This window comes from Sphingobacterium sp. UDSM-2020 (assembly GCF_016132525.1).
In the GTDB taxonomy this organism is placed as follows: Bacteria; Bacteroidota; Bacteroidia; order Sphingobacteriales; family Sphingobacteriaceae; genus Sphingobacterium; species Sphingobacterium anhuiense.
On record NZ_CP066166.1, the window covers coordinates 2404324 to 2430172 of the forward strand.

The window sequence follows — 25849 nt, forward strand, 5'->3', positions numbered from 1 at the left end:
TTAAAAAATTCTTAATTTGTAGACTTAGGTCATCATTATTTACGAAACAACTACAATGGAACCGTTAAAAGTAACAACCTTTCAAGCATATATCTTTTGGGAAAATGTCGATAAGAACTTGAGTAACCTCGCGCTTAAACTCTCGAATTTAAGAGAAAAGACGGATCTTATTATTTTGCCTGAAATGTTCAATACCGGATTTACAAATAATGTAGAGAAGTGTGCAGAGCCAACAGATGGAAAAACCATGCAGTGGTTATTCCACATGTCACAAACCTTAAATTGTGTGATAGCTGGTTCATTGATTATAGCAGAAGACGGGAAATACTTTAATCGTTTTGTATGGATGTCTCCAGATGGAACCTACGTAAAATACGATAAAAGACATTTGTTTGCAATGGCAAAAGAAGACCTGTATTTTACTGCAGGGCGAGAACGTATTATTGTAAACATCAGAGGTTGGAATATATGTCCTATGATTTGTTATGATATACGCTTCCCCGTATGGTCAAGAAATATAGGTGGTGCTTATGATTTATTGATTTATACCGCAAACTGGCCAGACAAACGTTCTGCTCATTGGAGAACCTTAATTCCAGCTCGTGCTATAGAAAATCAAGCTTTTGTTATCGGTGTGAATCGTGTAGGTCACGATGGTAATGATATTTATTATTCAGGTGGTTCCATGTGTATCTCTCCTTTAGGAGATGTGGTTTATTATAAACCTGAAGACGAAGATCTATATACGTTTACTATTCACCCCAAAGATCTTCATGAAGCGAGAAAGTCTTTTCCTTTTTTACAGGATGCAGATAGCTTTACAATAGATTAATGTCTTTATTTGTACGGTCTATCAAGGATGATAGAAATAATCACTGCCTTTCTTAAATCAAAATCTTCCGTTACCATTGGTTCTCTTTGTAAAGATTGTGGTAACTTATTTTTTTTATTTAAAGCTAAGCGGTGCTCCTCTCTTGCTTTTTTAAATCGCTGAATTTCGTTAGTGTCTTGTATTTTTTCTGAATAAAAAGGTGGTGGGGTAGCCACATTTTTGTCTTTCTGAAAGGTCTGATATGCAGGTGGTTCTGATTTATTTTTACTAGGAATAGGGGTGTTTGCTTTTCTTCTTTTTAGCGCAGCCTCTTGCTCTTTCATATAGTTCTGATATGACTTAAAACCAAAGATTGCTAATGCAATTAAAAGGGGTACCAACTTTTCCATAGCATGAAGATAACAAAAAAAAACAATTTAATTTTTGTTATACCATGTAAAGCATTATATTTATAATATAAACCTATTTGGCCAACGAGTTATAGTTAATTTTATCTTTTTTGAAAATAAATATCCGTTGGCTAAAAAGTACGATATATAGTATAACCTAAAAAGACTTTGATTATTATGCTTAATGAAGATTTAATTGGAAAGATAGAGTTCTATGATTTTCTAACTGGAAAAGCGACTACAGCCATATCGCGTAGAATGCAGCGTAATTTAAAAGATGTGGGAATCAATATTACGGCTGAGCAATGGAGTATTTTGTACAATTTATGGCAAGAGGAGGGACTTACGCAACAGGAGTTAGCCATTAGAACCTTTAGAGATAAACCAAGTATTACACGTTTAATTAATAATTTGGAGAAATTAAATTTAGTAATCCGAGTAAATGATAAAGATGATCGTAGATCAAATTTGATTTATCTGACTAAGTCTGCCCGTAAATTAAAAGAAATGGGTATGCAACAAGCGAATAAGACTATTGCGGAAGCTTTAGATGGCGTATCTCCAGATACAATTGATATGGCGCAAGTAACGCTTCAACAAGTTATCTGTAATTTGAGAAAATAATAAGGAAGGGCTTTTGTTTTATGAAAAGCCCTTCCTTATTATTAAAATATTTTTGCTTCAAAATCAGTATGACTTTCGATTAACCGTCCTTCTCTTCCAAAATAGATGTCTTGAAAACTTAATGTGTTTACAGCATCAACTTTTCTGAAAAATTTATCGGCACTGACATCGGATAAAGTTTTGAAGCCACAAGCTTCCATGATCTCTACTGTTGCACGTAAAGTGTTACGATGGAATTGTGCGACACGTACATATTTATCGTTAACATCTAATCCTTTATACAAGTGGGGTTGTTGTGTTGCAACTCCTACAGGACAAGTATCTTCGTTACATTTCAATGCTTGAATGCAACCTAATGCAAACATCATTCCTCTGGCACTATAGCACGCGTCTGCTCCAAGAGCAATTACCTTTAACAAATCAAAACCAGTGACGATTCTACTCGAAACTAAGAGCTTGATATGTCTTTTAAGGCCAAATGCAATTAAAGTCTTTGTAACAAAAGCTAAAGCATCGTATAATGGCATCCCTAGATTATCTGTAAATTCGAGTGGTGCTGCACCTGTTCCACCTTCGGAACCATCAATAGCAATAAAGTCCGGGAATATCTGCGTTGTTTGCATTGCGCGACAGATTTCAATAAACTCTTGTTTATCACCAATACACATTTTAAATCCCACAGGTTTGAAGTCACTTAATTCTTTCAATCTATGAATGAACTCCATCATTTCAATTGGATTTGAGAATGCACTGTGAGCAGGAGGTGACATGACATCTGTACCTGGGATGACATGGCGAATTGCAGCAACTTCGGGTGTATTTTTGGCCGCGGGAAGTATACCTCCGTGGCCAGGTTTAGCACCTTGTGATATTTTCAGTTCGATCATCTTGATGTTGGGACGCGAAGTTTTTTCTCTAAAAAGCTCACCATCAAATTTACCGTCATGCGTACGGCATCCAAAATAACCCGTACCTACCTGCCAGATCAAATCACCACCACTGTTATGGTAGTCACTGATACCACCCTCTCCCGTGTTGTGAGCAAAATTCTGCAATTGAGCACCTTTATTTAATGCTGTAATAGCTGTTTTACTCAATGCACCGTAACTCATAGCCGAGATGTTAAATACACTTAAGCTATAAGGATGTTTACAAGCTCCATTCCCTACAGTAGTGCGTAAGTCATGATTATCAATGTGACAAGGAAAGACAGAGTGAGCCGCCCATTCATTACCCACTGTTTGCGGATCTGTCTGCATACCGAAAGCAACAGTTTCCCGCTGGTTTTTAGCGCGTTGATAAACGATAGAACGTTGTCTTCTATTAAAAGGACGTCCATCAGTATCAGATTCCCAAAAGTATTGACGTAATTCTGGACGAATGGACTCAAAGAAATAACGGAAATATCCTACTAAAGGATAGTTTCGTAAAATAGCATGTTTATGTTGAAAACTGTGATATATAGCCACAAATAAAAGAGGCATTGGTATGACTAATAACCAAAACCACTGTGGTGTAAAAATAAGCCCAAAAGAGATTATAATCAAATTGATTACAGTCATGGTGCCAAGAATTAATTTTCTAACGGTCATAATTTAAATAGTATTTAGACTCTTATTTTAATAAAAATTTGATCAAATATCAATCAAACGTAATCGATTGATCTGTTACAATTTTAATGTTTACTATGCTTTCAAATATTGAACCAATGTTCATTTTATACAAAGCAAAAGTACTAAGTTACTTGTTGTAAAAGAAAATTAATGGCCGTTATGAAGAAGTTTTAAAATCTTGGTAAAGAAATGATATTTAGCTTTTTCTTTTTACAATCTCTTGTGATAATAGTTGATAGATTTGTTTCCAATCATCATGTTCGCTGATAAAATTTAAATGCTTTTTTATCGTGATTTCGTCATTTCTAACAGCTGGTCCGGTCTGAACTTGACTAGGTAGCTTAGATTGTACCTTTTGTGCAGTTTCAAGAATAATTGGCCTAATTATATCAAACGGTAAATCGTGCTGCTGTAAGAGGTCATAACTGATTTGAAAGAGTGCGTTTGTGAAGTTATTCGCAAATACTGAGGCTATATGAATAGCTAATCTTTGACTTGAGCTACAAGCGATAGATTTTGGTGCTATAGTAGCCATAAGCTTCATCAGAATATTAAATGTTATGGAGTCATTTCCTTCAATACAAAACGGAATAAGACTGAAGTCGGATTGATCATTTTTAGAAATGGACTGCGGAGGATATATCACACCATAATGCTGAAATTTACTTAAAACTTGTATATCTGTAGCTCCAGAACAGTGCACAACAATGCCGGAGATAGCTGTAGATATGGTTTCAATAAGTGATGGAATAGCATGATCCGGAATTGCGATCATATAGAGATCAGCTTCTTTATTTATTTCTGATACCTTAGAAATAGCCTCTGCATTTACAGCAAAGGCCAATGCTTGAGCATTGACCTTCTGTTGACTGAATATTTGCAAGATTTTGTGACCTTTGTTATGGAAGTTATGTGCAAAGTGTGTTGCAACATTTCCACTTCCTAAGATGACAATATTCATTAGCTTTGTTTTTTATCTAATCTTTTTGCCTCACTATTTCTTCTAAAAATAGACATGAAAAATCCGATTGTCATGACAATAGTTCCACACCAGAAGAAATTAATATATGGAAATTTAATCGCTTTAAATACAATCCATTTTTTCTCTGGAAGTGGTTTTTGGTAAACCATAACTTCTAATTTATCTTTTTTAGGCAAGATATTTGAAAAACGGAAACGTAGTCCTTCTTCATTTACATCTTTATTAAAATCATATGAAGTACCATCTTTGATTAAAAACACCGGTTCAATGTTGTATTCTTTTTTATCAGAAGCGATAACTTTGATTTTTAATCCTACAATGACATCTTTCTCTCCCTTAGGGATGTTTTCTAAATGAGCATTTCTGTTAATACCTTCAATGACAAAGAAACCATTTCTATAACGAAGGGTGTCACCAACATTGACCTCATAAGTTGCCGGTTCTTCATAATCCTCAAAGCCTGTTTTCTGATCGGCAGGGATATTTGCATTTTTCGCCTGTAAGTCCGAAGCTGCCGCAGTTATTAGGGTGTAAATATCATGTGTGAAGTAGTGCTTTGTCGCAGGAGTACCGATCAAGCCTCCCATTTTCTCATTATTCTGAGCAAACGGCATAAGTACAAACGAATTTTTTACTTTTCCACTTTCCTCATCGATTGCTTCATATTTTATCTTATAAAACACATTGGGTTGTGCTACACTATCACCAATATAAGTGATGCGGTATTCACCCATCTGCACCGGTTCACCCTCTGTTAAGAACAGGTTGTCACCAGGTTTTTCAACCTTGTCAAATCCAGATACAGCAATATAACCCGTATTATTGATTGAAATCACTTCATTGGTAGATGCTGCTATCATGGCTCCAATTAATAATAATCCAAATCCAATGTGCGCAATAGCTGACCCCGCTAATTTCCACTTACCTTTTACGGCATCTGCTAATACGCGAATATTCGCGAGAATACAGAATAGGGAAGAGAAGGTTATTAAGATGAAAATTAAATTTGTGTATGTTTTCGTGATGTAAGAAACTGCAGCAGTTAATACAATAGCTACGATTAAAGAAGCGATGGTTGACGCGAAAAATTTTCTAGGATCTGTTTTTTTATACTTCAAGAATTGGGTGATTGAAGTTAAAATCATAATAATGACCGCAAATCCCGACTGCCATTTGTTATAATGTTGGATCGGATCTAAAGGTGGAGCAACCTTGGTTCCAAAAATAGCATTGAAGACTGGAATTGAAGTTGAAGTGATCATTTGAACGCAGGCAACAGTTAGAACCAAAGCGCCTATGAACAACCAAAATTCTCTTGAATAGATATCCTCCTCTTTTTGAGTCGTCGGCATTTGTTTTTTACGGACAACCAAAGCTACAACCATAATCACAAAGAAGGTCGCATTAAAGGCAATAAGTTGAACATTTAACCCCAAATCAGTAAATGAGTGCACAGATGTTTCTCCTAGAATCCCACTTCTTGTTAAGTAGGAAGCATAGATGACAAGAACGAAACTGATTAAAGCCAAGAATGTAGCTGTAAAGTAAGAATGCCCAGAGTTTTTATAAGCAATCATTACGTGAACAGCAGCAATTAAAGTAAACCAAGGAATAATAGATGCATTTTCTACAGGATCCCAAGCCCAGAAACCACCAAAGTTAAGTGCTTCATACGCCCAAAATGATCCCATAATTATGCCTACACCCAATATCATGACAGCAAAAAGTGCCCATGGTAATCCAGGTGTAATCCACTCTTTATAACGTTTGGTCCATAAAGCCGCGGCCGCATAAGCAAAGGGAACAACCATAGAAGCAAAACCTAAGAATAGCGTTGGCGGGTGAATAACCATCCAATAGTTTTGTAACAGTGGGTTTAAACCTTTGCCATCAGGAATTAAAGATAAATAGTTTGGATCGTTAAAAATTGGTCCCTCTATAGCCTCTCTTAGTAAGATGAAAGGCGAGCTACCTAGATGAAATCCAAAAATTTGTACACCTACGATCATAGAAGCTAGAAATACTTGACACAACATGATGAAGGTCATTACTGGACCCTCCCAATCTTTAGCCTTAAAAAGTAAAACTGATCCTAATACACTTTGCCAGAACATCCAGAGTAAAAAACTACCTTCCTGACCTTCCCAAAAACTGGAGATGATGTAATGTGTAGGCAATGATTTGGAGCTATGTGCCCATGCGTAATGGTATTCAAATAAATGAGTATGGATAATGAAAAAAAGCGTTGCAGCAATCGCAATGATTGAGGCTGCATTTGTCCAGAAAGCAATCCGGGCAATTTTTAACCAAGATTTTTCTTCTTTATTTGTTGTAGCAAAATAATAACTAATGAAAGATAGTAATGCTGTTCCGAATGAGAGAACAATAAAAAACTGACCTATTTTTCCAGGCAATAGATTCTCGCCTACGTAGTTTACGTCCATTTATTTGGTGATTATGAATATTAGTTATTAAATGCTGTAGCGTTAGTTTCTGTAACCTCGACTTTATCTTGGTTATATTTCGAAGGACATTTCATCAATATTTTTGACGCATGAAATACATTACCATCCATTTTACCTGTTAATACAATTTGTTCAGATCGTTCGATATCCTGAGGTTTTGAACCATTGAATACAATTTGACATTCTGTACTATCATTGTCATACATGTAAAATGAAAAGTGATTTGCATTAGTTTTTGGATCATAATGCAATGCTTTTTCCTTATTAAGTACGCCTACAACATAGAGTTCTGTTTTTTTCTCTTTCGCTTCTGTAAAAGTTGAATAGGTGCTAGAATCTGTGTAAATTACAAGAATCATCGCAATTGCAACAGCAATAAGGGCGATTAGAATAATGGAACTTTTTTTCATTAGAATAATTTGTTTAATAAATGAGCGTCAGCTTTCTATTTGTATTATTGAGCTCGCTAACACTCGGTTTTAAAGGCCATGAAGCTATCATGAGCAGTTATTCATTTTATTAATGAGCTGATTTAAGCTCATGATGGTTTCATTTTTAAAAAAAATTAACACTTTATCGAATACAAAATTACGAATAGATTGGCGAAGTAACTAAATTTGCAACCGGGATCGTTTATTTATAACCTTTCTAAATAAATTTATAATGCGTTGAAAATAGGTTTAAATCATTCTATACAACATACATTTAATCTTATTAAATATCTTTAATTTAGTTTATATCTTAATTTTTACAATCATTTGGATCGAATGAAAATAATCGTATTGCGTATTGTGTGTTTGCTCGTAGGTATATTGCCTTTACAACTTGCTTTATCGCAAAGCAAAATTTTAAAAAGTGAAATTGCTCTCCAAAATGATAATGATGTTTATTTATTAACATCTCAGGACCGTTATTATACAAATGGAATCAATATAAACTATAGATTAGGTTTAAAATCAGATACTTCGAAAGTTAAAAATCGTGTGTTGGATATTGAGCTTGGACAAAAGATGTACAACGGGGTTAATTTGTATAATAATAGATCATCACAATGGGATAGACCGTTTGCAGCCTATCTATACCTATCGGGTGAATTGAATCAGTATTATAGACAGGAACAGGTATTAAGTTTAAAAGTTGAATTCGGGCAGGTTGGACCACTTGCAAAAGGAAAGGAGGTGCAAAAAATTATCCATCAGGTATTCAATATTTATGAAGTATCTGGCTGGGAAGGGCAGATCCCAAATGCATTTGGTGTTGATCTAGGATTAAAGTATCAAAGGCTGTTCTATAGATCATCTGGCAGAAGTTTCGAAATTTCGGGTGTAGGTTCAGGAACATTAGGAATGAACCATGTAAATGCAAATATTGGTTTGCCTATCAGATGGGGGCGCTTACGGTCATTTTATCATTCTGCATTTACAAAGGGACATGTTCAAAGTACGGAGACAGATCGAGAATTATTTTTCTATTATATACCATCCTTATATTATCACGGCTATAACTCCACTATTCAAGGCGGGATTGGACATGATAAAACATTCAGAGATCAATATACGATTGAGAAATTCATGCCTAGCCATAAAGTTGGATTTATGCTGGCAAGTGGTCGATCAACCCTAGGATTATCCTATGTCTTTCAATCACGAGAAGCGAAAGAAATGCTTTATGGTACGCATCAATATGGATCCTTGTTTTATGGATTACGATTTTAAAACCTCCGCTGTAACAACCTGATATTTATTTCCGGTAAATTTTGTCACGAGCATACTTGCTACAGTGTCTCCGGTGGAATTTAAGATGGTCGCTAATGGATCAACGAGCGTTCCGATAATCATTACAGCAGGAACGGCTTCGATTGGAAGGTCCAGCACAGAGATCATTAACATTTCTCCAATATATCCACCATTAGGAATTCCTCCTGCTACCACACTAACTAGAACAGTAATTCCGAGTGACATAACGAGCGTCATAGGATCAAAAAAATCTTTTCCTATTAACAAAAATGCAACGTATATTTTAAAAATAGAAGATATACTGGATCCTTGTTTATGTAGCGTTGTTCCCAAAGGAATGACCACATTAGCGATAGTATCTGGAACTCCAATTTTTTTTGCAGCCAGTAAGTTAGCAGGCATTGTTGCCAAACTACTGCAAGAACCTAATGCAGTCAGCGTGGGAACAATATTATTTTTCCAATAAGAGGTAATTCCATATTTGCCATTCGCAATAAATGCAAAGACAGTGAAACCCACAAAAAAATAACAGGTTCCAAATAAATAATAAAGCCCTAAAGGTTTGGCATAGAAACCAAAAAGTTGTGGTCCTAAACTACTGACTTGATAAGCAAAATAAGCACCTAAACCGATCGGTGAAATTTTCATGATCAAAATCAACAGATTTTTCATGACTTCATTTCCAGCATTTAAGAAAGATAGGAATGGCTGTGCAACAGCACTTGATTTTCGCGTAGCGATACCCACTAAAAATGAGAAAATTACAAGAGCAAGCATATTCTCTCGTGATAGTAGTTTACCAAACTCTGAAACGGTTAAAAAGCGAACCATCTTATCACTCCAGGTGTCATCAGGATTATTGTCCAGAAGTTCTGAACCATTTGGTACTATGGGAGCGTCAAGAGGAAAGAAATAAAGGACGGCAATCGTAGCACATGCAGAGATGAGTACACCCATTAAAAAGACGCCGGTCATTGCCCCGATGATCTTGCCGAGTTGGTTTGTTCCTTCAATATTAGCTACAGATGATGAGATAGCAAAGAAAACTAGAGGAATGACAGCAACAAATAACAGGTTCAAGAAAATATCACCTATAGGCTTGATATATGGAACTATGTTAGGTAAATATATTCCTAAGATACTCCCTGCGAGGATACCTACAATAAGCAGTACGATGCTTCCATAATTTTGGAGAAATATATTGGTTGAGTATGTCATTATGGATACTAATTTAGTTTTTTTTATTTATATATCATTTAATATATGGTAAACGGAATTTATAATTCAAACTTTCAGTTTGCAATGCATTGATTTTGAATATCTAGTAATTAGATTTAGCTTTTGGTAAGTAGTAAATCAACAGTTTTCAATTTTAATATTGACTAAATGGTAAAGAGGTTTATACAACTTATCGGTGTTTTAATGCATTTGAACAGTTAACGGTATGATATGAGTGTTTTAAATAATTGTTAACAACTTGATATTCTAAAAAGTCTTTTCTATTTTAGTCCAAAATAGTGATTCTAACCTATGTATCACTTTAAAAAGATGCCTTTTCGTTTTTGTTGATAAAAATAATCTAATTTCACACTGCCTTATGACAGATTCACAATTGATAGACAGTTTGAAAGGAGACGATCAAACGGGATTTGTTATCATCTATCATCGATTTTATAAGCAATTATTCTTTTTTATACTGAAGTATATCAAGGAAGCAGATGTTGCGGAGGAGATCGTAGCTGACGTATTTGTTAAGGTATGGAATCGTAGGATGGATTTCCCTACTATGGAAAATTTACGTGCATTTGTTTATATCTCAGCAAAAAATGCAAGTCTTAACACGATCCGGGCAAAACGTTCGAAAGGTATTCATGAATCTTTATCAGACTATGAAGATCTTTTAGTTGATGACAAGGATGCTTTTTCAAATTTGATTCATGCCGAACTTGTTCATGCTATTTTTACAGAAGTAGAAAAATTACCTGAAAAACAAAAAGAAGTTTTTAATTTAACTTTCCTAGAAGATAAGACCGTTGAGGAAATTGCAGAAGAACTGGCAATGAGTCCTTCCGCCGTATACACTAACCGTTCTCGGGCAATTAACACAATTAGACACCTGTTAAAGACAAAAAATACATTAGCACTTTTTGCTTTTTTATCTTTTGTTGGCCAAAAGTAAATATATATTTTATTTAACTCATTCTTAGATATTTAGGTGTTTTTCTCAAATATGCTGTAAGATTGTTAAGTAACTCGTGTTTCTATTATCAAAATGAATAATGGCAAACACGAAGCATCATATAGACAACACCTTAATCCTATTGCAAGAATATTTGAAAGGGAATATTCATCCAACTACAGATAGAGAGCTTCGGATGCTTTTTCAGCAATATCCAGATTTACGAATCATGGTGGAAAAGTTGGAAAATGCTGATCATTTGCGTCAAGAACTAGAATATTATAGTGTGCACGTCAAAGATATCGAAAAAAGAGAATCTCGAGTACTCTCCAATATCATGACAAAAATTGAGAAACCATCTTTAAAGAAAACGACAAGTTATAAAAAATTACCACTATGGTATACAGCTGCTGCTTGTTTCATTGGATTAGCAATATTTGGTATTTGGACCATCAAAAGTAAAGATCACAATAACAATATTGATGTTACAAAATTAGCAGAAAACCTGCACCCTGGTGGAAACAAAGCAACACTTCATTTTTCTGACGGGAGCAGTTTAGGATTAGATCAAAGCCATAATGGAATCGTTATAGGCAGTAGTATCACCTATAATGATGGTTCCGTAGCCTTAGGTAGCTCGACGGATAAAAGACAGATGATGACCTTATCAACTCCGCGGGGAGGGCAATATGAGATTCAGTTGTCGGATGGTACAAAAGTATGGCTAAATGCATCTACAAGTCTAAAATACCCCGATAAATTTACAGAACAGCAACGTTTAGTGGAATTAGATGGTGAAGCCTTCTTTGAAGTAGCGAAATCGCAAGGTAGACCATTTATTGTTATTACTGCAAAGGAAAAAATAGAAGTGTTAGGAACTCATTTCAATGTCTATTCTTATCCAAATGAGAAAGAATCCAAAGTTTCTTTAAAAGAAGGTAAAGTTAAAGTTTCTGTTCCCACTGGCGAAGAGAAAGTACTTGCACCAGGCGAACAGGCAGTGGTCAATGGAGAAAACCTTCGTGTGCAACAAGTCTCTATAGATGAAAGTATCTCTTGGACAAATGATGAGTTTATGTTTAATAATGAACCTCTAGGTACAGTGCTGACCCAGGTAGCAAGATGGTATGATATAGATATCGATATAGACCCTAGTCTTTCAAAAATTACGCTATGGGGATCCGTTTCCCGACTTGATACTTTTGATAAAGTGTTAAAAATTATAAAAATGACTGACGATAAAATTAAAATTCAAATCGAAGGGAGGAGGGTAAAGCTTATGAAATAATGATTACACTCAGAATCTAATATTTCGTAATCTTAAGTAGCTGAGGAAGGTGGTACTTCCCCAGCAATTGGTTCGAAAATTAAAAAATACTTGCTAACTATTTATTAAACTAACAAAACCAACCAAATGTAATGAAAAAGTATAAATACCTCATTATTATGAAAATGATTATTATGCTTCTTTTGTTTACCGTGGGACAGCTTCATGCAGGAAGTTTTGCTCAAACGGTACGTATTAAGAAGAAGAATAGTGCTATTGTTGACGTATTCCGTGAAATCAAAAAGCAGACTGGATATACAGTTCTTTGTAAATCGGAAATTATCAACAATACGCCTTCTGTAAGTGTAGATTTTGATAATGTAACGTTAGACCGTGCCCTTTCCGAGTTGCTAACTCCACGTGGACTGACTTATATTAAAGATGGAAAGTCTATCGTCGTTAAATCGGGTAAACCTGATTTTGATAACAAACAAACTATTAAGAATTCCAAAATCACAATCTTAAGCGAACAAAAATCGGTACATGGACAAGTAACAGACCAAAGTGGACAGGTGCTTTCTGGTGTCAGTGTTTCGATTAAAGGAACAAAAAATACTGTAGGAACCGACCAAAATGGCAATTTTTCGATTGTGGCATCACGAGGATCTATCTTACAGTTTAACTTTTTAGGTTATGAAAGAAAAGAAGTAGAAGTTGTTTCTGAGACCGTAAATGTGAGCCTGCAGTTTAGTCAAGCAAATTTAGAAGAGGTTGTTGTAACGGGGTATGGTACGTTTAAGAAATCAGATTATACTGGATCTGCTTCAACAATCCGTACTGAGCGCATGTCCGACGTGCCTGCTGTCGATTTTTCGACAATGCTTCAGGGAAATGCGCCTGGGGTGCAAGTTAATTCACTTTCCGGTCAGCCAGGTGGTGCTACTGATATCCGTATTAGAGGAATGGGATCTATTAATGCTTCTAGCAAACCTTTATTTGTCATCGACGGTGTTCCGGTAATGTCTAATGATATTTCATCAAGTAGTTCAAATAATGCTGGATTGGATGTCATGTCTACTTTGAGTAATGCCGATATTGAGCAGATTACAGTAATTAAAGATGCCGCAGCAGCTTCACTTTATGGATCACGTGCTGCTGGTGGAGTAATTTTGATTACCACAAAGTCTGGAAAAGCTGGAAAGCCAGTATTCTCATTTAAGGGTGCTTATGGTCTTTCAAGTCAAGCAACAGATTTCCGTGAGGTCATGGATGGTCCCCAACGACGCGAGATGCTTTTGGAAGGACTTCGAAACCGTGCTCGTTACATCGATAAGGTGGTCGATGATAACTTAATAGAAGAATATGCACAAGCGAACATCGATAAGTATGCACCTAAACCTTGGAGTGGTTGGACAGATTGGAAGAAAGAATTGTTTCGCCAAAATTCTCCTTTTAGAAATGCAGATCTTTCTGCTTCAGGAGGTGATGGTAAGCTCTCTTACTACACATCGATGGGGTATGTCAATCAAACAGGTTTGTCTTATCAATCTGGTTTTGAGCGTATAACTGGCCGTTTGAATGTTAAATATAAAATGAGCGATAAAATAGAACTTGGAGCTAATATTCTATACTCAAACATTGCTCAAGATGTGAATTCAGAAGGAGGAGCTTATACTTCACCGATCTATTCAACTCGTCATAAGATTACAGCTTCGGAGCCGGTGTACAATGAAGATGGTTCATTTTTCACAGATTTCTTTTCTAATGGACCGCGTAATCCTAAAGCAACTTCCTTGTATAATTACCGAAGAGAACAGGGTGATCGTTCTTTTAATACCGTATTTGCCAATTATAAGTTCTTTGATGGTTTAGTCTTTAATACAACTTTTAGTTTAGACCATACCAATACCAAATATAATTCTTGGTCAGATCCACGTACATCAGACGGTGAGAAAACAAATGGTTCTTTAACTACAAGTTTTACAGATTATAATCAGATCGTATGGCGGAATAGTTTAACTTATAATAAGACTTTTGCTAACAAGCATCATTTGGATATATTGGGCGGATATGAGGTTAATAAATTTCGCAAAGATGGAATTGATGGTGCAAAAGATAATTTTCCTTCAGTAGATAAAGTTGTTCTTTCAAATGGTTCTGTCATTACAGATCTTTCTGGTTCCAATTCAGAATGGCGTTTGTTGTCTTACCTTTCCAGAGCAAACTATAATTATGATGATAAATATTTCTTTGGTGGTAGCGTTCGTATGGATGGTAGCTCTCGTATTCATCGTGATAGCCGTTGGGGGAAATTTTGGTCCTTATCAGGAGCATGGAAGTTTTCAAAAGAAAACTTTATGGAATCAATAGGTGACGTTGTAACTGACGGTAAGATTCGGGTGTCATATGGTACTAATGGTACTCTACCCAATACGTATTATACTTATATGGATTTGACCGGTTTTGGTTTTCCTTATCTTAATAATCCTGGTATAAGAGAAACTCAGATTGGAAACCCGGCTTTACAATGGGAGAAACAAAATAATCTAAATATTGGATTAGATCTTCGTCTTTTTGATCGTTTGGGAGCTACCTTCGAATGGTACAGACGCCAGTCGTCAGATCTATTGAACGATATGCCTACGTCCTATACAACAGGTTTTTCTGCTTATCTAACCAATATTGGAGCACTTCGTAACTCAGGAATAGAAGTTGATTTGAATGCAGATATTTTAAGAGATTCTGAATTTAAATGGACTTCAAATCTAAATTTTGGAATGAACAGAAATAAGACTATATCATTAGCTGATGGAAGTTCTGAGTTAAGGGACGGTACATTGATTCACCGTGTCGGCCAACCATGGTATAGCTATTATCTGATCGAATTTGCGGGGATAAGTAAGGAAACTGGTGTGCCACAATATTACATCAATGATCCAGCTAATCTAGATTCAAGAGATATCACAGAAGATTATACCAAAGCAAACAGAATTCTTTATAAAAGTGTCGATCCTAAGTTGATCGGTGGTTTTACTAATACCCTTCGTTATAAGATTTTTGATCTAAACTTTACATGGACATATTCTCTGGGTGGTTATTCATACGATAGCGGTGCGAGTAAAACAGAGCTTGCTGGAAAAACGGGTTATGATAATATTCCGCAATATTATGAACGCAGATGGCAAAAGCCAGGTGATGATACCGATATCGAAATGTTTATGGTTGGAAATACTTACGATATGAGCAGTGTAGCCAATACACGTCGTGTTCATTCAACAGATCATATCCGATTGAAAAACTTGACTTTCGGAGTATCTCTTCCGCAACACATTGCACGTCGTCTTAAAGTGAGTAATATCAGAGCATATTGTTCAGGAGTCAATCTTTTGACTTTTGCAGCTTATAATAATTATGATCCTGAGGTACCTGTAAATGGTACAGTATATTTTGAATCCCCAAAACTGAAGACGGTTACTTTTGGTTTGGATATTAAATTCTAAAAAAAGACTATGAAACTTATATTATCAACGGTTCTGATATCTTGTACTTTGTTAGTTGGATGTGGGGACCAATGGTTGGAAAAATCCCAGCCAAGTACTTCTACAGAAAGTTCTGAAGCAATTAAATCTGCCCGAGAAGCTCAATATGCTTTAAATGGCATTTACGATATTCTACGTGGTTCTGAATATTATGGAGCTCGTATGACTTATTATGGCGATGTAACTGGAGAAGATATGTTGTCGAACGGTGACACAAAACGTGCGGCAAAATATTATCTTTTTGATTTTAACAAGGACAATACTCCTTCATCACTGTGGTATCAGCCTTATCGTGTTTTAAGAAATGCGAATGGTGTTTTGGCCTTCGTTAATGGAGTTGAGAAAGAACAATTGACTGATGAACTCAATGACATAAAAGGACAGGCGTTAACACTTCGCGCGTTGGCACATTTTGATTTAGTTAAAGTGTTTGGAGATCCTTATACCAAAAACAACGGGGCCTCACTAGGGGTGCCGATTGAAATAGAAAAACATAATTCAACTAATAAACCTGCACGTAATTCAGTAAAAGAAGTCTATACACAGATTCTAGATGATTTGGAAAATGCTGTGACCTTATTGAGTACTGCGAAAAAAAATGGCAAACTTAATAAATTTGGTGCACAGCAACTATTAGCAAGAGCTTATCTTTATATGGGCGAAAATTCCAAAGCTTTAACTGTCGCGATGCAATTGATCAAAGAAGCGGAAACAACCCAGAGCTCGACTAAAGGTCAATATCTGTTATGGACAAATAGTGAATACGCTTCTGTTTGGTCAAAGGATTTTACAAATGAAGTTTTGTTTCAGTTATCTATTGTAAAGACTGAAAACGGTCCTGGAAAAGAAGGAATAGGGTACCTATTGTGGAGAAATGGATATAATGACATTATTTTATCGGACGATTATATGAAGTTAATCAAAGATGACTCCAATGATGTCCGCCATAAGGTCATTACAAAATATACCAGTAAACAGGTTGACTATTATTATTTGAACAAATATCCTGGAAATACTGCTGATGGTGAAAATCCTGAATTTGCAGATGTTCCTGTTCTTCGTCTTTCGGAGGGATATTTAATTGCAGCTGAAGCAGCAGTTAAACTAAACGACAATGCAAATGCTTTGAAGTATCTTAACGCTATAGTTTCTCGTGCAAATCCTGCAAAATCTGTTTCTGGTGTCGTGACTCTAGAACGAGTTATGGAAGAGCGCCGTCGTGAACTTGTAGGTGAGGGGCATAGACTATTTGATGCATTACGCAACAATATGCGCATAGAACGTAAAGGTAGTGCTCATAATTCGCCATCTTTAAGACCTGAAACTAAATCTTTTGATCGTACTTTTTTCAAAACATTGATGGCTATTCCACGAATTGAGATTGATGCGAATAAAAACATCGTTCAAAACGACGGATATTAAACTATATTATGATGTATAACTGCATTAAACAATATCTTAAAGTCAATTATACTGGTCCTTCTAGGATCAGTATAACTTGTGCTTTGACAGCTGTATTTGTTCTTTTTCAGATTGCCGATACACATAGTCAAACAACATTGGGAAATAACGATGGTCCCTATTTCTTTTATGAAAATGGAGGAACGAAGCTTGTGCGTGTCGAGAATGGTGAGATTCGAAGTGAAGTACCGGTTAAATCATCATTTAAAGTCGTGACAGAAGATGGTGAACATCAGTTTGAAGTAAAGCGACACCCGCTTAAGACCCCTAGCTGGAATTCTCCAAAAAGTAATAAGATCCTTGTTCTGTCAGATCCTCATGGCGATTTTCAATCTTTTTATGCTATTCTAAAAGCGCAGAAAGTAATTGGAAATCATTATGAATGGACTTTTGGAAAAAATAACTTGGTCATTATCGGAGATGTATTTGATCGCGGTAAAGACGTATTACCTATCTTTTGGTTAATCTATAAATTGGAAAACGAGGCTGAAAAAGCTGGCGGTAAGGTGCACTTTCTTTTGGGCAATCATGAAGAAATGATCTTACGAGGTAATTATAAATACACCCAAGATAAGTATAAAATGCTTGCTGACGCTATTGGAAAAGATTATCGTGATTTCTGGTCATTAGATACTGAATTAGGAAAATGGCTACAAAGTAAAAATACGATGGAGAAGATAGGGGATCATCTTTTTGTACATGCAGGACTTAGTCATACCATGCTAGATCCACAATGGACAATACCTGCAGTAAATGATTCTGTTCGTTTTTATTTGTTTCAAACCAAAGAAGAGAGACATAAGTCGCGTGCAGGTACTTTTCTATTTGGTAGTGAAGGACCTTTGTGGTATCGCGGCATGGTTCGTCAAGAAGAAAAGTATCACCCTTTAAGCGAAGCAGATTTAGAAAAAATACTGCAGATTTACAGTGCTAAAAGAATATATCTTGGACATACAATTTTTCCAGAAGTTACCTCTTTTTATAAAGGTCGCGTTGTTGCTGTAAATGTGAATAATGAAGCAAATAGATTAGGAGGCAAAAGTCGTGGATTACTTATTGAAGGAAATAAGACGAGCGTCATTTATGATGATGTAAAGAAGAATAAGATATTAGCACAATAAAGTACTATTGTTTTATAAATGAATGTTTAGGCTGGGACTTTCCCAGCCTATTTGTTAAAATTTATTTTTGACCCAATAACAGACGGACGTGAGAGCCCCATCCGCCGATCACCATATCAGCTATCCCATCAGCATTGACATCGTCAACTGCAATACCCCAGCTTCTACCACGTGTAATTTCAGGGATTGTTTTGTCAGTAACAAAAGAAAAGTGACCCTTTCCATCGTTTCTTAAAGCTTGCACTTGCATCTCTTCAAAAGGAGGAATCTTGATTGCACTCAGTATAATGTCTAAGTGTCCGTCATGATCAAAATCAATTGCAGTAGCCGCATACGTAGAAAATGTTTGTTCTGGCATTCTAGATTCTGTTTCATCTACAAAACGACGGTCGCCCTGATTTATAAGCAATCGGGCTCTGGGATCTTTATCTTTTGCGCCCCCATTACTTGTTAGATTGGCGAAAAGTATATCGGGTTTCCCTTCGCCATTTGCATCAAATACAATCACCTCGCGCGCGTGTAAGGGGACCATGAGCGGTAATCCTGCAGTATGTTCTATGAAATTTCCTTTTCCATCATTAAATAATAAACGATTTGGTGGAGTTTCGTTACCAATAATCATATCCATGTGACCATCTGCGTCCAAATCTGCAAATTTGACGGATTGAGTTTGATCTTCAACCTGTGGAAGTGAAATTGAAGTATGGTCTAAAAAATACCCAGGTCGCTTAGCATCATTTATCCATAAGAAATTTTGTGGTGATTTGCCCGAATTACCGATAACAATATCCATAAGGCCATCTCCGTTGATATCTGCTACATCCAGACCGTTAGCTTCGCTTTTGCCTAATAGCCGATCGGATACATCGATAAATGTGCCATCACCTTTACCTAGATAATACTCATGGTTCTGATCATCCTCAGCAACAAAAATTAAATCTATAAAACCGTCATTATTAAAGTCTGCTGCCCTTACATGTTCTGTATCATGTGGTTTTTCAGCAAAAACACCTTTCTTCCAAGAAAACTTACCACTTCCATCGTTAAGGTATAATCTGTTGGGTTCAGATTCTAGAGCCAGTACAAGATCAAGATCTCCATCTGCATCAACATCGATAAGGATTACATCCAAAGCATGTGCTTTTGCATCTTGAGGAATATTTGTTAACGTCACATCATTAAAATATTTCTGTTGTGCCACACTGCATTGCGTATTGCCAAACAATAAGCATATGCTAACGTAGGTTAGTGACTGTTGGATGTAATTTTTCATAATCGTTTTGTTTGCAATGTGTTAATATATAAATAATTATCCTTTTTTAAACGAAAAATTTTTAAATTTTACTGTTACGCACAAACAATTTTATGAGGTATTGTTTTTTACTTTTAATAACCGCAATGAAATATAAAGACTGATTATATGGATATCCATAGCAATTAAGTTCTTTTTATTCTATTTTTGTTATCTATGCGTGAAATGGAATTTGTAACAACAGGAGATGGTTCAAAAACATTGTTTAATGAACAAATAGGAGAGTGCTACCACTCCAAACATGGAGCTGTTCAAGAAAGTAAACATGTTTTTATTCAGACAGGACTTGATTATTACATTCAGAAACACTCCTTAAAGGATATCACTATTTTGGAAGTAGGTTTTGGAACAGGCTTAAACTTTACGCAAACGCTCGCTTATACATCTGGTAAAGAAATTTCGGTAGATTATGTAGGTATCGAAGGCTATCCATTGTCACTGGAGGTTATTCAGCAAATTGGTTATGATGCATTCGTTTCTGAAGAAAACTGGAATAATTATATATCAGGATATAAACAAGCTCTAAATGAAACTACGCAAATTGATTCAAATACAAATTTATATATCGATCATACCTTATTGAAGGATTTTAGTTCAGATAAAACTTTTGATTTGGTATACTTTGATGCCTTTGCTGCTATTCATCAACCCGAAATGTGGTCAGATGAGGCTTTGGCCCATGTTGCAAAATTTGTAAAACCAGGAGGTGTATTTGTTACCTATGCTATTACCGGCAATCTCAAAAGAAGCATGAAAGCACTAGGATTTACGATCGAAAAAGCTGCGGGAGCACCAGGAAAGAGAGAGATGTTGCGGGCTACAAAAGCTTAATGACATGATTCATAATAGTAGGTTGTAAACATGAAAGATGCAACAATATGATTGTAAAGACAATTCTTAAAAAACAGGATCCAATTAAAATTGCCCAAGCTCAAAAATTGATGGTACGTGAGTTGGAGGAGCATGATGGAGTGGGTAATTACATCGCATTTGTAGATGAGGGAGAAGAATCTTATGATGTCAATATTCTTTTGAAAGGTGATGATGTATCAGCGCATTCATGTGACTGTAAAAGAAAGGATAGCTATTGCGTGCACCAATTAGCCGTTATTTTGGCTTTATCTTCAAGTGCTAGTAGTAAGAATCCTCCTTCGGGAGCTAAGAAATTCGTTGCCAAAAGTAAAATGAAGGAAAGTGAGCAATTGCTATTGAGTATTGATCCGTTAGATATCAAAGATTGGCTGATTGAACTTTTTAAAACCAATAAGGATATCGAATTGCAATTTGTCCTTAAATTTTCGAAGCATGACCATGTCTATCAGTCAAAGGATATCTCCAAAATGTTAAATGATGTCGTTATTTCGGTCATCGGAAAGCGTAAAAAAATTGACGCAGCAGAAGTCAAAAAAATTGTACAATTGTGGGATAAGTCTATGATTCCGGTGTGGGAATTTATTCAATTAAATATCACAAAAAAGGATATACTTATTCTATGGACCGCTTTGGTTAATAGCCTGTACGATTTTCAATATAAATACAATTATGGAGGTACGAGGGTACGTACCTTTCTAGTCGGGTGCTATGAGAAATTGGGAATTGCATTCTCTTCCGTTCATTCTGATATTCAATGGCAATCGCATTTTTATTGGTTATGGGATGAAATGTGGCGTGAAGGAGGTAATCTTATTGGTATTCTTGATCCAATTAAGATTATGTATACCCATTTAAGTGAGCAACGAAAGGTTATATTTGCTAGCCGTGCAAAAAAACAGTTGGAGGATTTTCTCGATGAGGGTGTTATATTTCCAGTTGAGATAGATGATTTCTTTTTAGATGTCATGATCGATGCAAACCTGCTAGGTGATATTTTATCTTATTTTCAACCTAAACCATGGGAAAATAAGTTTAACCTTAAATTTATTTATGCTCTAAAAGAAATAGAACCACAAATTGCGATAGATTTCTGTATTAAAATAATAGGACAGAACGTCAAATTAGATTATAACTTACCCTATCTTGATGTTCTGGAAGAACTTTTTGTGAAGTTTAATAATCTTGATGGATTAGCGGGGATCAAAATGGATAAGTTTGGATTCTATCCCAATATTGCAGATTTTATTTTTATTATGGAGCATGTAGATGATGCAGAGATCAAGAACCGTTTTCGGAGTAATGTATTAGCACGCTATCGCAATAGTCTGAATGATCCACTTTATGTAGATGTTTATTTTGGTATTTTGGCATATGAAAAGAATTATAAAAAAATGCTGGAGGTTATCGATTATAATATTTGTGCTTATGCTTTGTTAAAATATTGGGATCTGATTTATGCTTACGATAAAATGAAATTTATTAAGGCTATTTCTAATAATTTTCATATTCAGTATGATACAGATATGGATGAAGTGGATTTGCTTATTGATAAAATAATTGAAAGCTACGATCATGAACTTTTGCGGTTATTATTTAAGCCAGACAGTCGTTCGATCTATTTAAGAACGCTGAAGGGGCACCTTTTTAATCGTTTAGAGCAGAAAAATTAAATTGTTTTCCGTTGATCATCTTTCGTTTAAAGAATGGGAAATCGTCTTGTATTAGGATTATATAAGAAACTCCTGAATCGTAGAGCGAAAGGAGTTTGTGCTTGGGACCTCGATCATTCAAGTCAAAATATGGACGAAGTGACTGTCATGACCATTTCATGGTTTGGCGACAATTAAGAGTCAGACTTCTTTGAAATGAATAAAAAGGATGTGTAGTATTCGCGGTAGCCATGCTGGAGAATACGCGATGGAGGCTATGGGCCACGCTTCATTTTAGTGTTATTGCAAAACAGGAGCGTGGTTCCGCGCTATGGCGGAAGGCTTTCAACAAAGGACAAAACGATTCCGCCACTTGGGAAATTGACAGAGACAGGCGACGGCATGAGTTCGCGACGTGGGGAAATGAGAGAAACAGACGGCAATACAATTTTGTCACGTGGGGAAATGATGCATACAAGCTACGACACAATTCTATAACATGTGAAATGTTGCAGCCATAGGACGAAACGATTCTGCCGCTTGGGGAAATGAAACGGACAGTTGTCAATACGATTCCGCCACGTGCGGAAATGTCATATACTGGCGACGAAATGAAGCCGCCATAGCGCGAAATCGATGAATAATTGCAATTTCTCTTCTAGCTGGAATAAATAAGCAACAATCAGAAAGTTAATTTCTTTCGTAATTTCAAGTGCATCTTTGCCTAGGATAGTAGTAGAGAGCTCACTAGTGGAATTTAAATCCTCCTTAAGTGATAGAACAAAAGAATCGTGATCAAGTGATGCGAACACTTCGGTAGAACAATATTTTATTGGTCTTTGCGATAAAGGTATGCTTGTAAACGGCTTGTTTTTACGTATTGTGTCTTGAAATTACTTTTGTAGAGTTTCCAAAATATTTAGAGCAATTTATTATTTTATAGACAGAAAAACTCCTGAACATACCTAGTTTATATGTTGAACATGATAATTATTTGGACTGCTCTAATAAACTATTGTACTTTTCTAAAAGGTCATAGTATTTTTCCTTCCATTTATTTCTATCTGCTTCTATGTCTTTAATAGATCTGATATTGTTTTCAGATTCGGGACTATAATTATATTGTCGCATTTCAGGAAATTCTATTGCGAAATCGTATGGAATTTCCTTTGCATATTTAGATAAAATAGAATAATCAAGTTCTGGTTGATTGATGTGGGTATAATAAGTAGTTCTATGATAGCCCATCCGCGTCATTAATTTTCCAATGTTTATTCCTTTTTGGGTGATTATTTTGTTTAAAAATTCCCCTCTATTTTTATCTCCTGCCATCCTATTTTTCTTTACATCTTGAAGATATTCAATATATTTTCTACAGGGAATAGTGGAATTCTACAAAATTCACTTGTTTATTATACATTTTTGTATATATTTGTATATTATTTAGGTTTTAAAATTCCTATTTTGTATAAAATAGTAGAATTTTTGTAGAAAAACCGTTAAAGTTTTACTAAATTTCTTGTTCCTCCCAGGCAAAATGAGTGACGCAAGAATCTGAGTGAAGCCCGCTTTTGGATTTGTATTTAAAAAAATATAGATTTGGGCGGGCGCTCACTCACTATGTCCGAACGTGCCTGGGAGGAGTAGTGAGTAGAGGCCCGCTTTTTTCTGATGCTCACTGCATATTAATTTAATTTTTATTTATGCAGTATATGAAAAAAACAACAATCAAAAACATTATCACTGCCCCCGAGTAGCTCGGCTGGCTTCGCCAAATATGATTTGGTCCTTACAACTACGGATTGCGTGATGCCGATATATAACCTTGTGATTTCTTCTTTCAAACGCGATCTGAATCTTTTATTAACTATTTACTAGTCTTTGTGACCATTGAGTCATATTAGACCCTGAAACATCTGATTTTTATTGGAAAGGGGATGCTATGCTTATAGGTTGCGGTTTTAAAACGCTTAAAAATCTTCGATGTTTTTAAGCTGTTTTCAAAAAACCATTAACAAATAAATTATGAAAGCACTAAAATTACTGACGCAAGTCAAAACATATGTACCCTCCATCTACCGGGCACTGGCCAAGTACGCTTGCAACTTATACCGCAAGTGTACTAGCCGAGTGCTAAAACAGAATTCTTTACTTTCTGGAAACTTTATTCTAATCAATACATGCCTTTCTTCTGCCTTTTATGCTACTGGCTTCGACTGGGCCTCGGGATTTCATCGGGCCCAGTCAATGAAATCCCGAAGCCCAGTCGATGAAAACTCAAGTGGAAGGAGGAAATGGTTAGAAGAAAAGGTGAAGAAAGATAGCCCTGATACAGGAATACCTTTAGAAACATATACTAATGCTCTCAAGATTGGTGCTAAGGCTAACCCATTTGACTATGTGTTCAATACCCGCTATATACCCTCTTTTAACCAGCTTCGGAGTTTGTTTTACCTCCGGCCGTCGTTGCACCGTATGTGCACCGTACTTCTCCCGTCCCTGCACCAGGAAAAGGACGGTACAACTACGGTGCAAGTACTGCGCAGTTACAGGGAAACTTACTACAAGGGTAAAAGAAGGTTAAAAGAAAGTCCGAACAAGATCGGAGCAGATGGCTTTGCTTTTTTTATGATTTTTTTTAAAAATGTACTTGCTAAAATCGGTCTTGCTGTACTGTCAGTGTATAGTTTATTCACTAACGCCCTACTGAAATGGCAGCAAAAAGGTACTGGGAATGTACTAGAGAGCTACCAAATAGGTACTAACGGCAGTAGCTTGGCAGCGGCCTTGAAGGCGACAGCTGGTGAAGCACAGTACTTCAATGGGCGAAGCGTAGATCAAGCGTCCGTAATGCGTTGCATATGCATAGATAAAGCATGGATAGTGCGTAAAACGGTACCCGTTTACACACTACTAACGCACTATCAACGCTTTATACCTGCTTCATCCATACTTGATCTATACTCTAAAGGTGATTCATTTCAAACAAGCGTTTTTAAGCATATAAAATTATTAAGCTGGGTTAAGATGTGCTTTTGTTTTAATAAACTGGCAAATCGCTTAAAAACCTCTTTAAATCGCATGCTAAGTAGTGCTCATGATACTGTCAGTGAGTGGGTTGTTTATGAGTTTCGAAAATTGATGGGTATTTCTTTCAACGAATTGAAGAGCATAAGGACTTATTTTCTATTAGTCCTTATGTTTTATATGTTTAGTTTATCAGCTCAGACGCCCCGCAAGGACAGCGGGGCGGAAGGGCTAATTCAGCTCATGCAAAACAATGAGTTACCTAAATTGATCATAGGAGACAGTTTACCATCGGGGTTTTGGGATCAGAAATTAATCTTTCACTATCGTGACGGGTCCAGTCAATCTATCGTATTGGAATCGTTAAAAGATAAGCTGATTGTTATCGACTTCTGGGCAACTTATTGCTCTCCCTGCGTTAAATCTTTGGATAAATGGAATGCTTGGCAGGCCGATCTTGCCGATGATGTGGCAATCATTCCTATACATCTCTATGATTTTAGTTCCAAAGCGTTACCTTTTGCTAAAAAAAGAGACTGGAGCTTACCTATGGTCTTCGGCAATGTGATAGATACGGCCATCAATCAGCTTTTCTATTATAATCGCAGTTATGGTCAGGTCTGGATCCGTAATGGAAAACTGTTTGCAATACCTGTCTCCTGGGAGGTAACATTGGAGGATATCCATCATGCCATACAGGGTATTCCGCCAAAGATGAATCTTTCACTAACACATAGCGAAAGATCCAAAGAAAGGGGGATGCAACAATGATAAGACTGC

Annotated in this window: 20 protein-coding genes; 12 read left to right on the forward strand and 8 right to left on the reverse strand. The window is 36.1% G+C overall.

The genetic code is table 11. From position 1 onward, the window contains the following. Positions 1-55: 55 nt before the first annotated feature. The gene (locus JAZ75_RS10170) at positions 56-832 is read left to right on the forward strand and encodes an amidohydrolase (protein WP_208701616.1); all 777 of its coding nucleotides are present in this window, start codon (positions 56-58) and stop codon (positions 830-832) included. A 5-nt stretch (positions 833-837) separates the two neighbouring features. Here the strand turns inward: JAZ75_RS10170 and JAZ75_RS10175 are convergent, their stop codons facing one another. Beyond that, positions 838-1221, reverse strand: a complete 384-nt coding sequence (locus tag JAZ75_RS10175) for a hypothetical protein (protein ID WP_208701618.1) — start codon at positions 1219-1221, stop codon at positions 838-840. Between the two features lie 177 nt (positions 1222-1398). Here JAZ75_RS10175 and JAZ75_RS10180 point away from each other — a divergent pair, with 177 nt between their 5' ends. Then, complete coding sequence (locus JAZ75_RS10180; protein ID WP_021190462.1) at positions 1399-1845, forward strand: MarR family winged helix-turn-helix transcriptional regulator; 447 nt, start codon at positions 1399-1401, stop codon at positions 1843-1845. A 41-nt stretch (positions 1846-1886) separates the two neighbouring features. Here the strand turns inward: JAZ75_RS10180 and JAZ75_RS10185 are convergent, their stop codons facing one another. From JAZ75_RS10185 to JAZ75_RS10200, 4 genes are all read right to left on the reverse strand, one after another. Then, complete coding sequence (locus JAZ75_RS10185; RefSeq protein ID WP_208701619.1) at positions 1887-3437, reverse strand: FMN-binding glutamate synthase family protein; 1551 nt, start codon at positions 3435-3437, stop codon at positions 1887-1889. Between the two features lie 217 nt (positions 3438-3654). Then, positions 3655-4419 carry a Rossmann-like and DUF2520 domain-containing protein gene (locus tag JAZ75_RS10190; protein WP_021190464.1) on the reverse strand — a complete coding sequence of 255 codons (765 nt, stop codon included), beginning with the start codon at positions 4417-4419 and terminating at the stop codon, positions 3655-3657. Then, positions 4419-6884, reverse strand: a complete 2466-nt coding sequence (locus tag JAZ75_RS10195) for a heme lyase CcmF/NrfE family subunit (protein WP_208701621.1) — start codon at positions 6882-6884, stop codon at positions 4419-4421. Before JAZ75_RS10195 ends, JAZ75_RS10190 begins: the two co-directional genes overlap by 1 nt. A gap of 20 nt (positions 6885-6904) precedes the next feature. Next, a complete protein-coding gene (locus tag JAZ75_RS10200) occupies positions 6905-7315 on the reverse strand; it encodes a cytochrome c maturation protein CcmE (protein WP_168127571.1) in 411 nt (136 codons plus the stop codon). 357 nt (positions 7316-7672) lie between these two features. On the opposite strand from JAZ75_RS10200, the gene JAZ75_RS10205 reads away from it, so the two are divergent. Beyond that, entirely contained in the window at positions 7673-8620 is a 948-nt protein-coding gene (locus JAZ75_RS10205; protein WP_021190466.1) for a lipid A deacylase LpxR family protein, read from the forward strand. On the opposite strand, the gene JAZ75_RS10210 is transcribed toward JAZ75_RS10205, so the two are convergent. After that, a complete protein-coding gene (locus JAZ75_RS10210) occupies positions 8609-9859 on the reverse strand; it encodes a dicarboxylate/amino acid:cation symporter (protein ID WP_208701623.1) in 1251 nt (416 codons plus the stop codon). The genes JAZ75_RS10205 and JAZ75_RS10210 overlap by 12 nt on opposite strands. A 379-nt stretch (positions 9860-10238) precedes the next feature. On the opposite strand from JAZ75_RS10210, the gene JAZ75_RS10215 reads away from it, so the two are divergent. The 5 genes from JAZ75_RS10215 (at position 10239) to JAZ75_RS10235 (ending at position 18208) form a co-directional block, all read left to right on the forward strand. Beyond that, a complete protein-coding gene (locus tag JAZ75_RS10215) occupies positions 10239-10820 on the forward strand; it encodes an RNA polymerase sigma factor (protein WP_021190467.1) in 582 nt (193 codons plus the stop codon). A 100-nt stretch (positions 10821-10920) separates the two neighbouring features. After that, positions 10921-12108, forward strand: a complete 1188-nt coding sequence (locus JAZ75_RS10220; RefSeq protein ID WP_208701625.1) for a FecR family protein — start codon at positions 10921-10923, stop codon at positions 12106-12108. Positions 12109-12239: 131 nt separating this feature from the next. Then, positions 12240-15587, forward strand: a complete 3348-nt coding sequence (locus JAZ75_RS10225; protein ID WP_208701627.1) for a TonB-dependent receptor — start codon at positions 12240-12242, stop codon at positions 15585-15587. A gap of 9 nt (positions 15588-15596) precedes the next feature. Continuing rightward, complete coding sequence (locus tag JAZ75_RS10230; protein WP_208701629.1) at positions 15597-17048, forward strand: RagB/SusD family nutrient uptake outer membrane protein; 1452 nt, start codon at positions 15597-15599, stop codon at positions 17046-17048. An 8-nt stretch (positions 17049-17056) separates the two neighbouring features. Continuing rightward, positions 17057-18208 carry a metallophosphoesterase gene (locus JAZ75_RS10235; RefSeq protein WP_208701632.1) on the forward strand — a complete coding sequence of 384 codons (1152 nt, stop codon included), beginning with the start codon at positions 17057-17059 and terminating at the stop codon, positions 18206-18208. A gap of 61 nt (positions 18209-18269) precedes the next feature. Here the strand turns inward: JAZ75_RS10235 and JAZ75_RS10240 are convergent, their stop codons facing one another. Continuing rightward, complete coding sequence (locus tag JAZ75_RS10240) at positions 18270-19481, reverse strand: FG-GAP repeat domain-containing protein (protein ID WP_208701634.1); 1212 nt, start codon at positions 19479-19481, stop codon at positions 18270-18272. Positions 19482-19685: 204 nt separating this feature from the next. Here JAZ75_RS10240 and mnmD point away from each other — a divergent pair, with 204 nt between their 5' ends. The 3 genes from mnmD to JAZ75_RS10255 are packed head-to-tail and all read left to right on the forward strand — an operon-like array spanning position 19686 to position 22240. Continuing rightward, positions 19686-20351: a tRNA (5-methylaminomethyl-2-thiouridine)(34)-methyltransferase MnmD gene (mnmD, locus tag JAZ75_RS10245; protein WP_208701635.1), complete on the forward strand. Its 666-nt coding sequence runs from the start codon at positions 19686-19688 to the stop codon at positions 20349-20351. Positions 20352-20398: 47 nt separating this feature from the next. After that, positions 20399-22063, forward strand: a complete 1665-nt coding sequence (locus tag JAZ75_RS10250; protein WP_208701637.1) for an SWIM zinc finger family protein — start codon at positions 20399-20401, stop codon at positions 22061-22063. Between the two features lie 33 nt (positions 22064-22096). After that, on the forward strand, positions 22097-22240 hold the full coding sequence (locus tag JAZ75_RS10255) for a hypothetical protein (RefSeq protein ID WP_208701639.1): 144 nt from the start codon (positions 22097-22099) through the stop codon (positions 22238-22240). 792 nt (positions 22241-23032) lie between these two features. Here JAZ75_RS10255 and JAZ75_RS10260 read toward each other — a convergent pair. Next, positions 23033-23374 carry a hypothetical protein gene (locus JAZ75_RS10260; RefSeq protein ID WP_208701641.1) on the reverse strand — a complete coding sequence of 114 codons (342 nt, stop codon included), beginning with the start codon at positions 23372-23374 and terminating at the stop codon, positions 23033-23035. Positions 23375-24067: 693 nt separating this feature from the next. Between JAZ75_RS10260 and JAZ75_RS10265 the strand changes: the two genes are divergently transcribed. Then, positions 24068-25840 (forward strand): TlpA family protein disulfide reductase, encoded by a 1773-nt coding sequence (locus JAZ75_RS10265; protein ID WP_208701643.1) that lies wholly within the window; start codon positions 24068-24070, stop codon positions 25838-25840. The last annotated feature ends 9 nt before the right edge of the window (positions 25841-25849 follow it).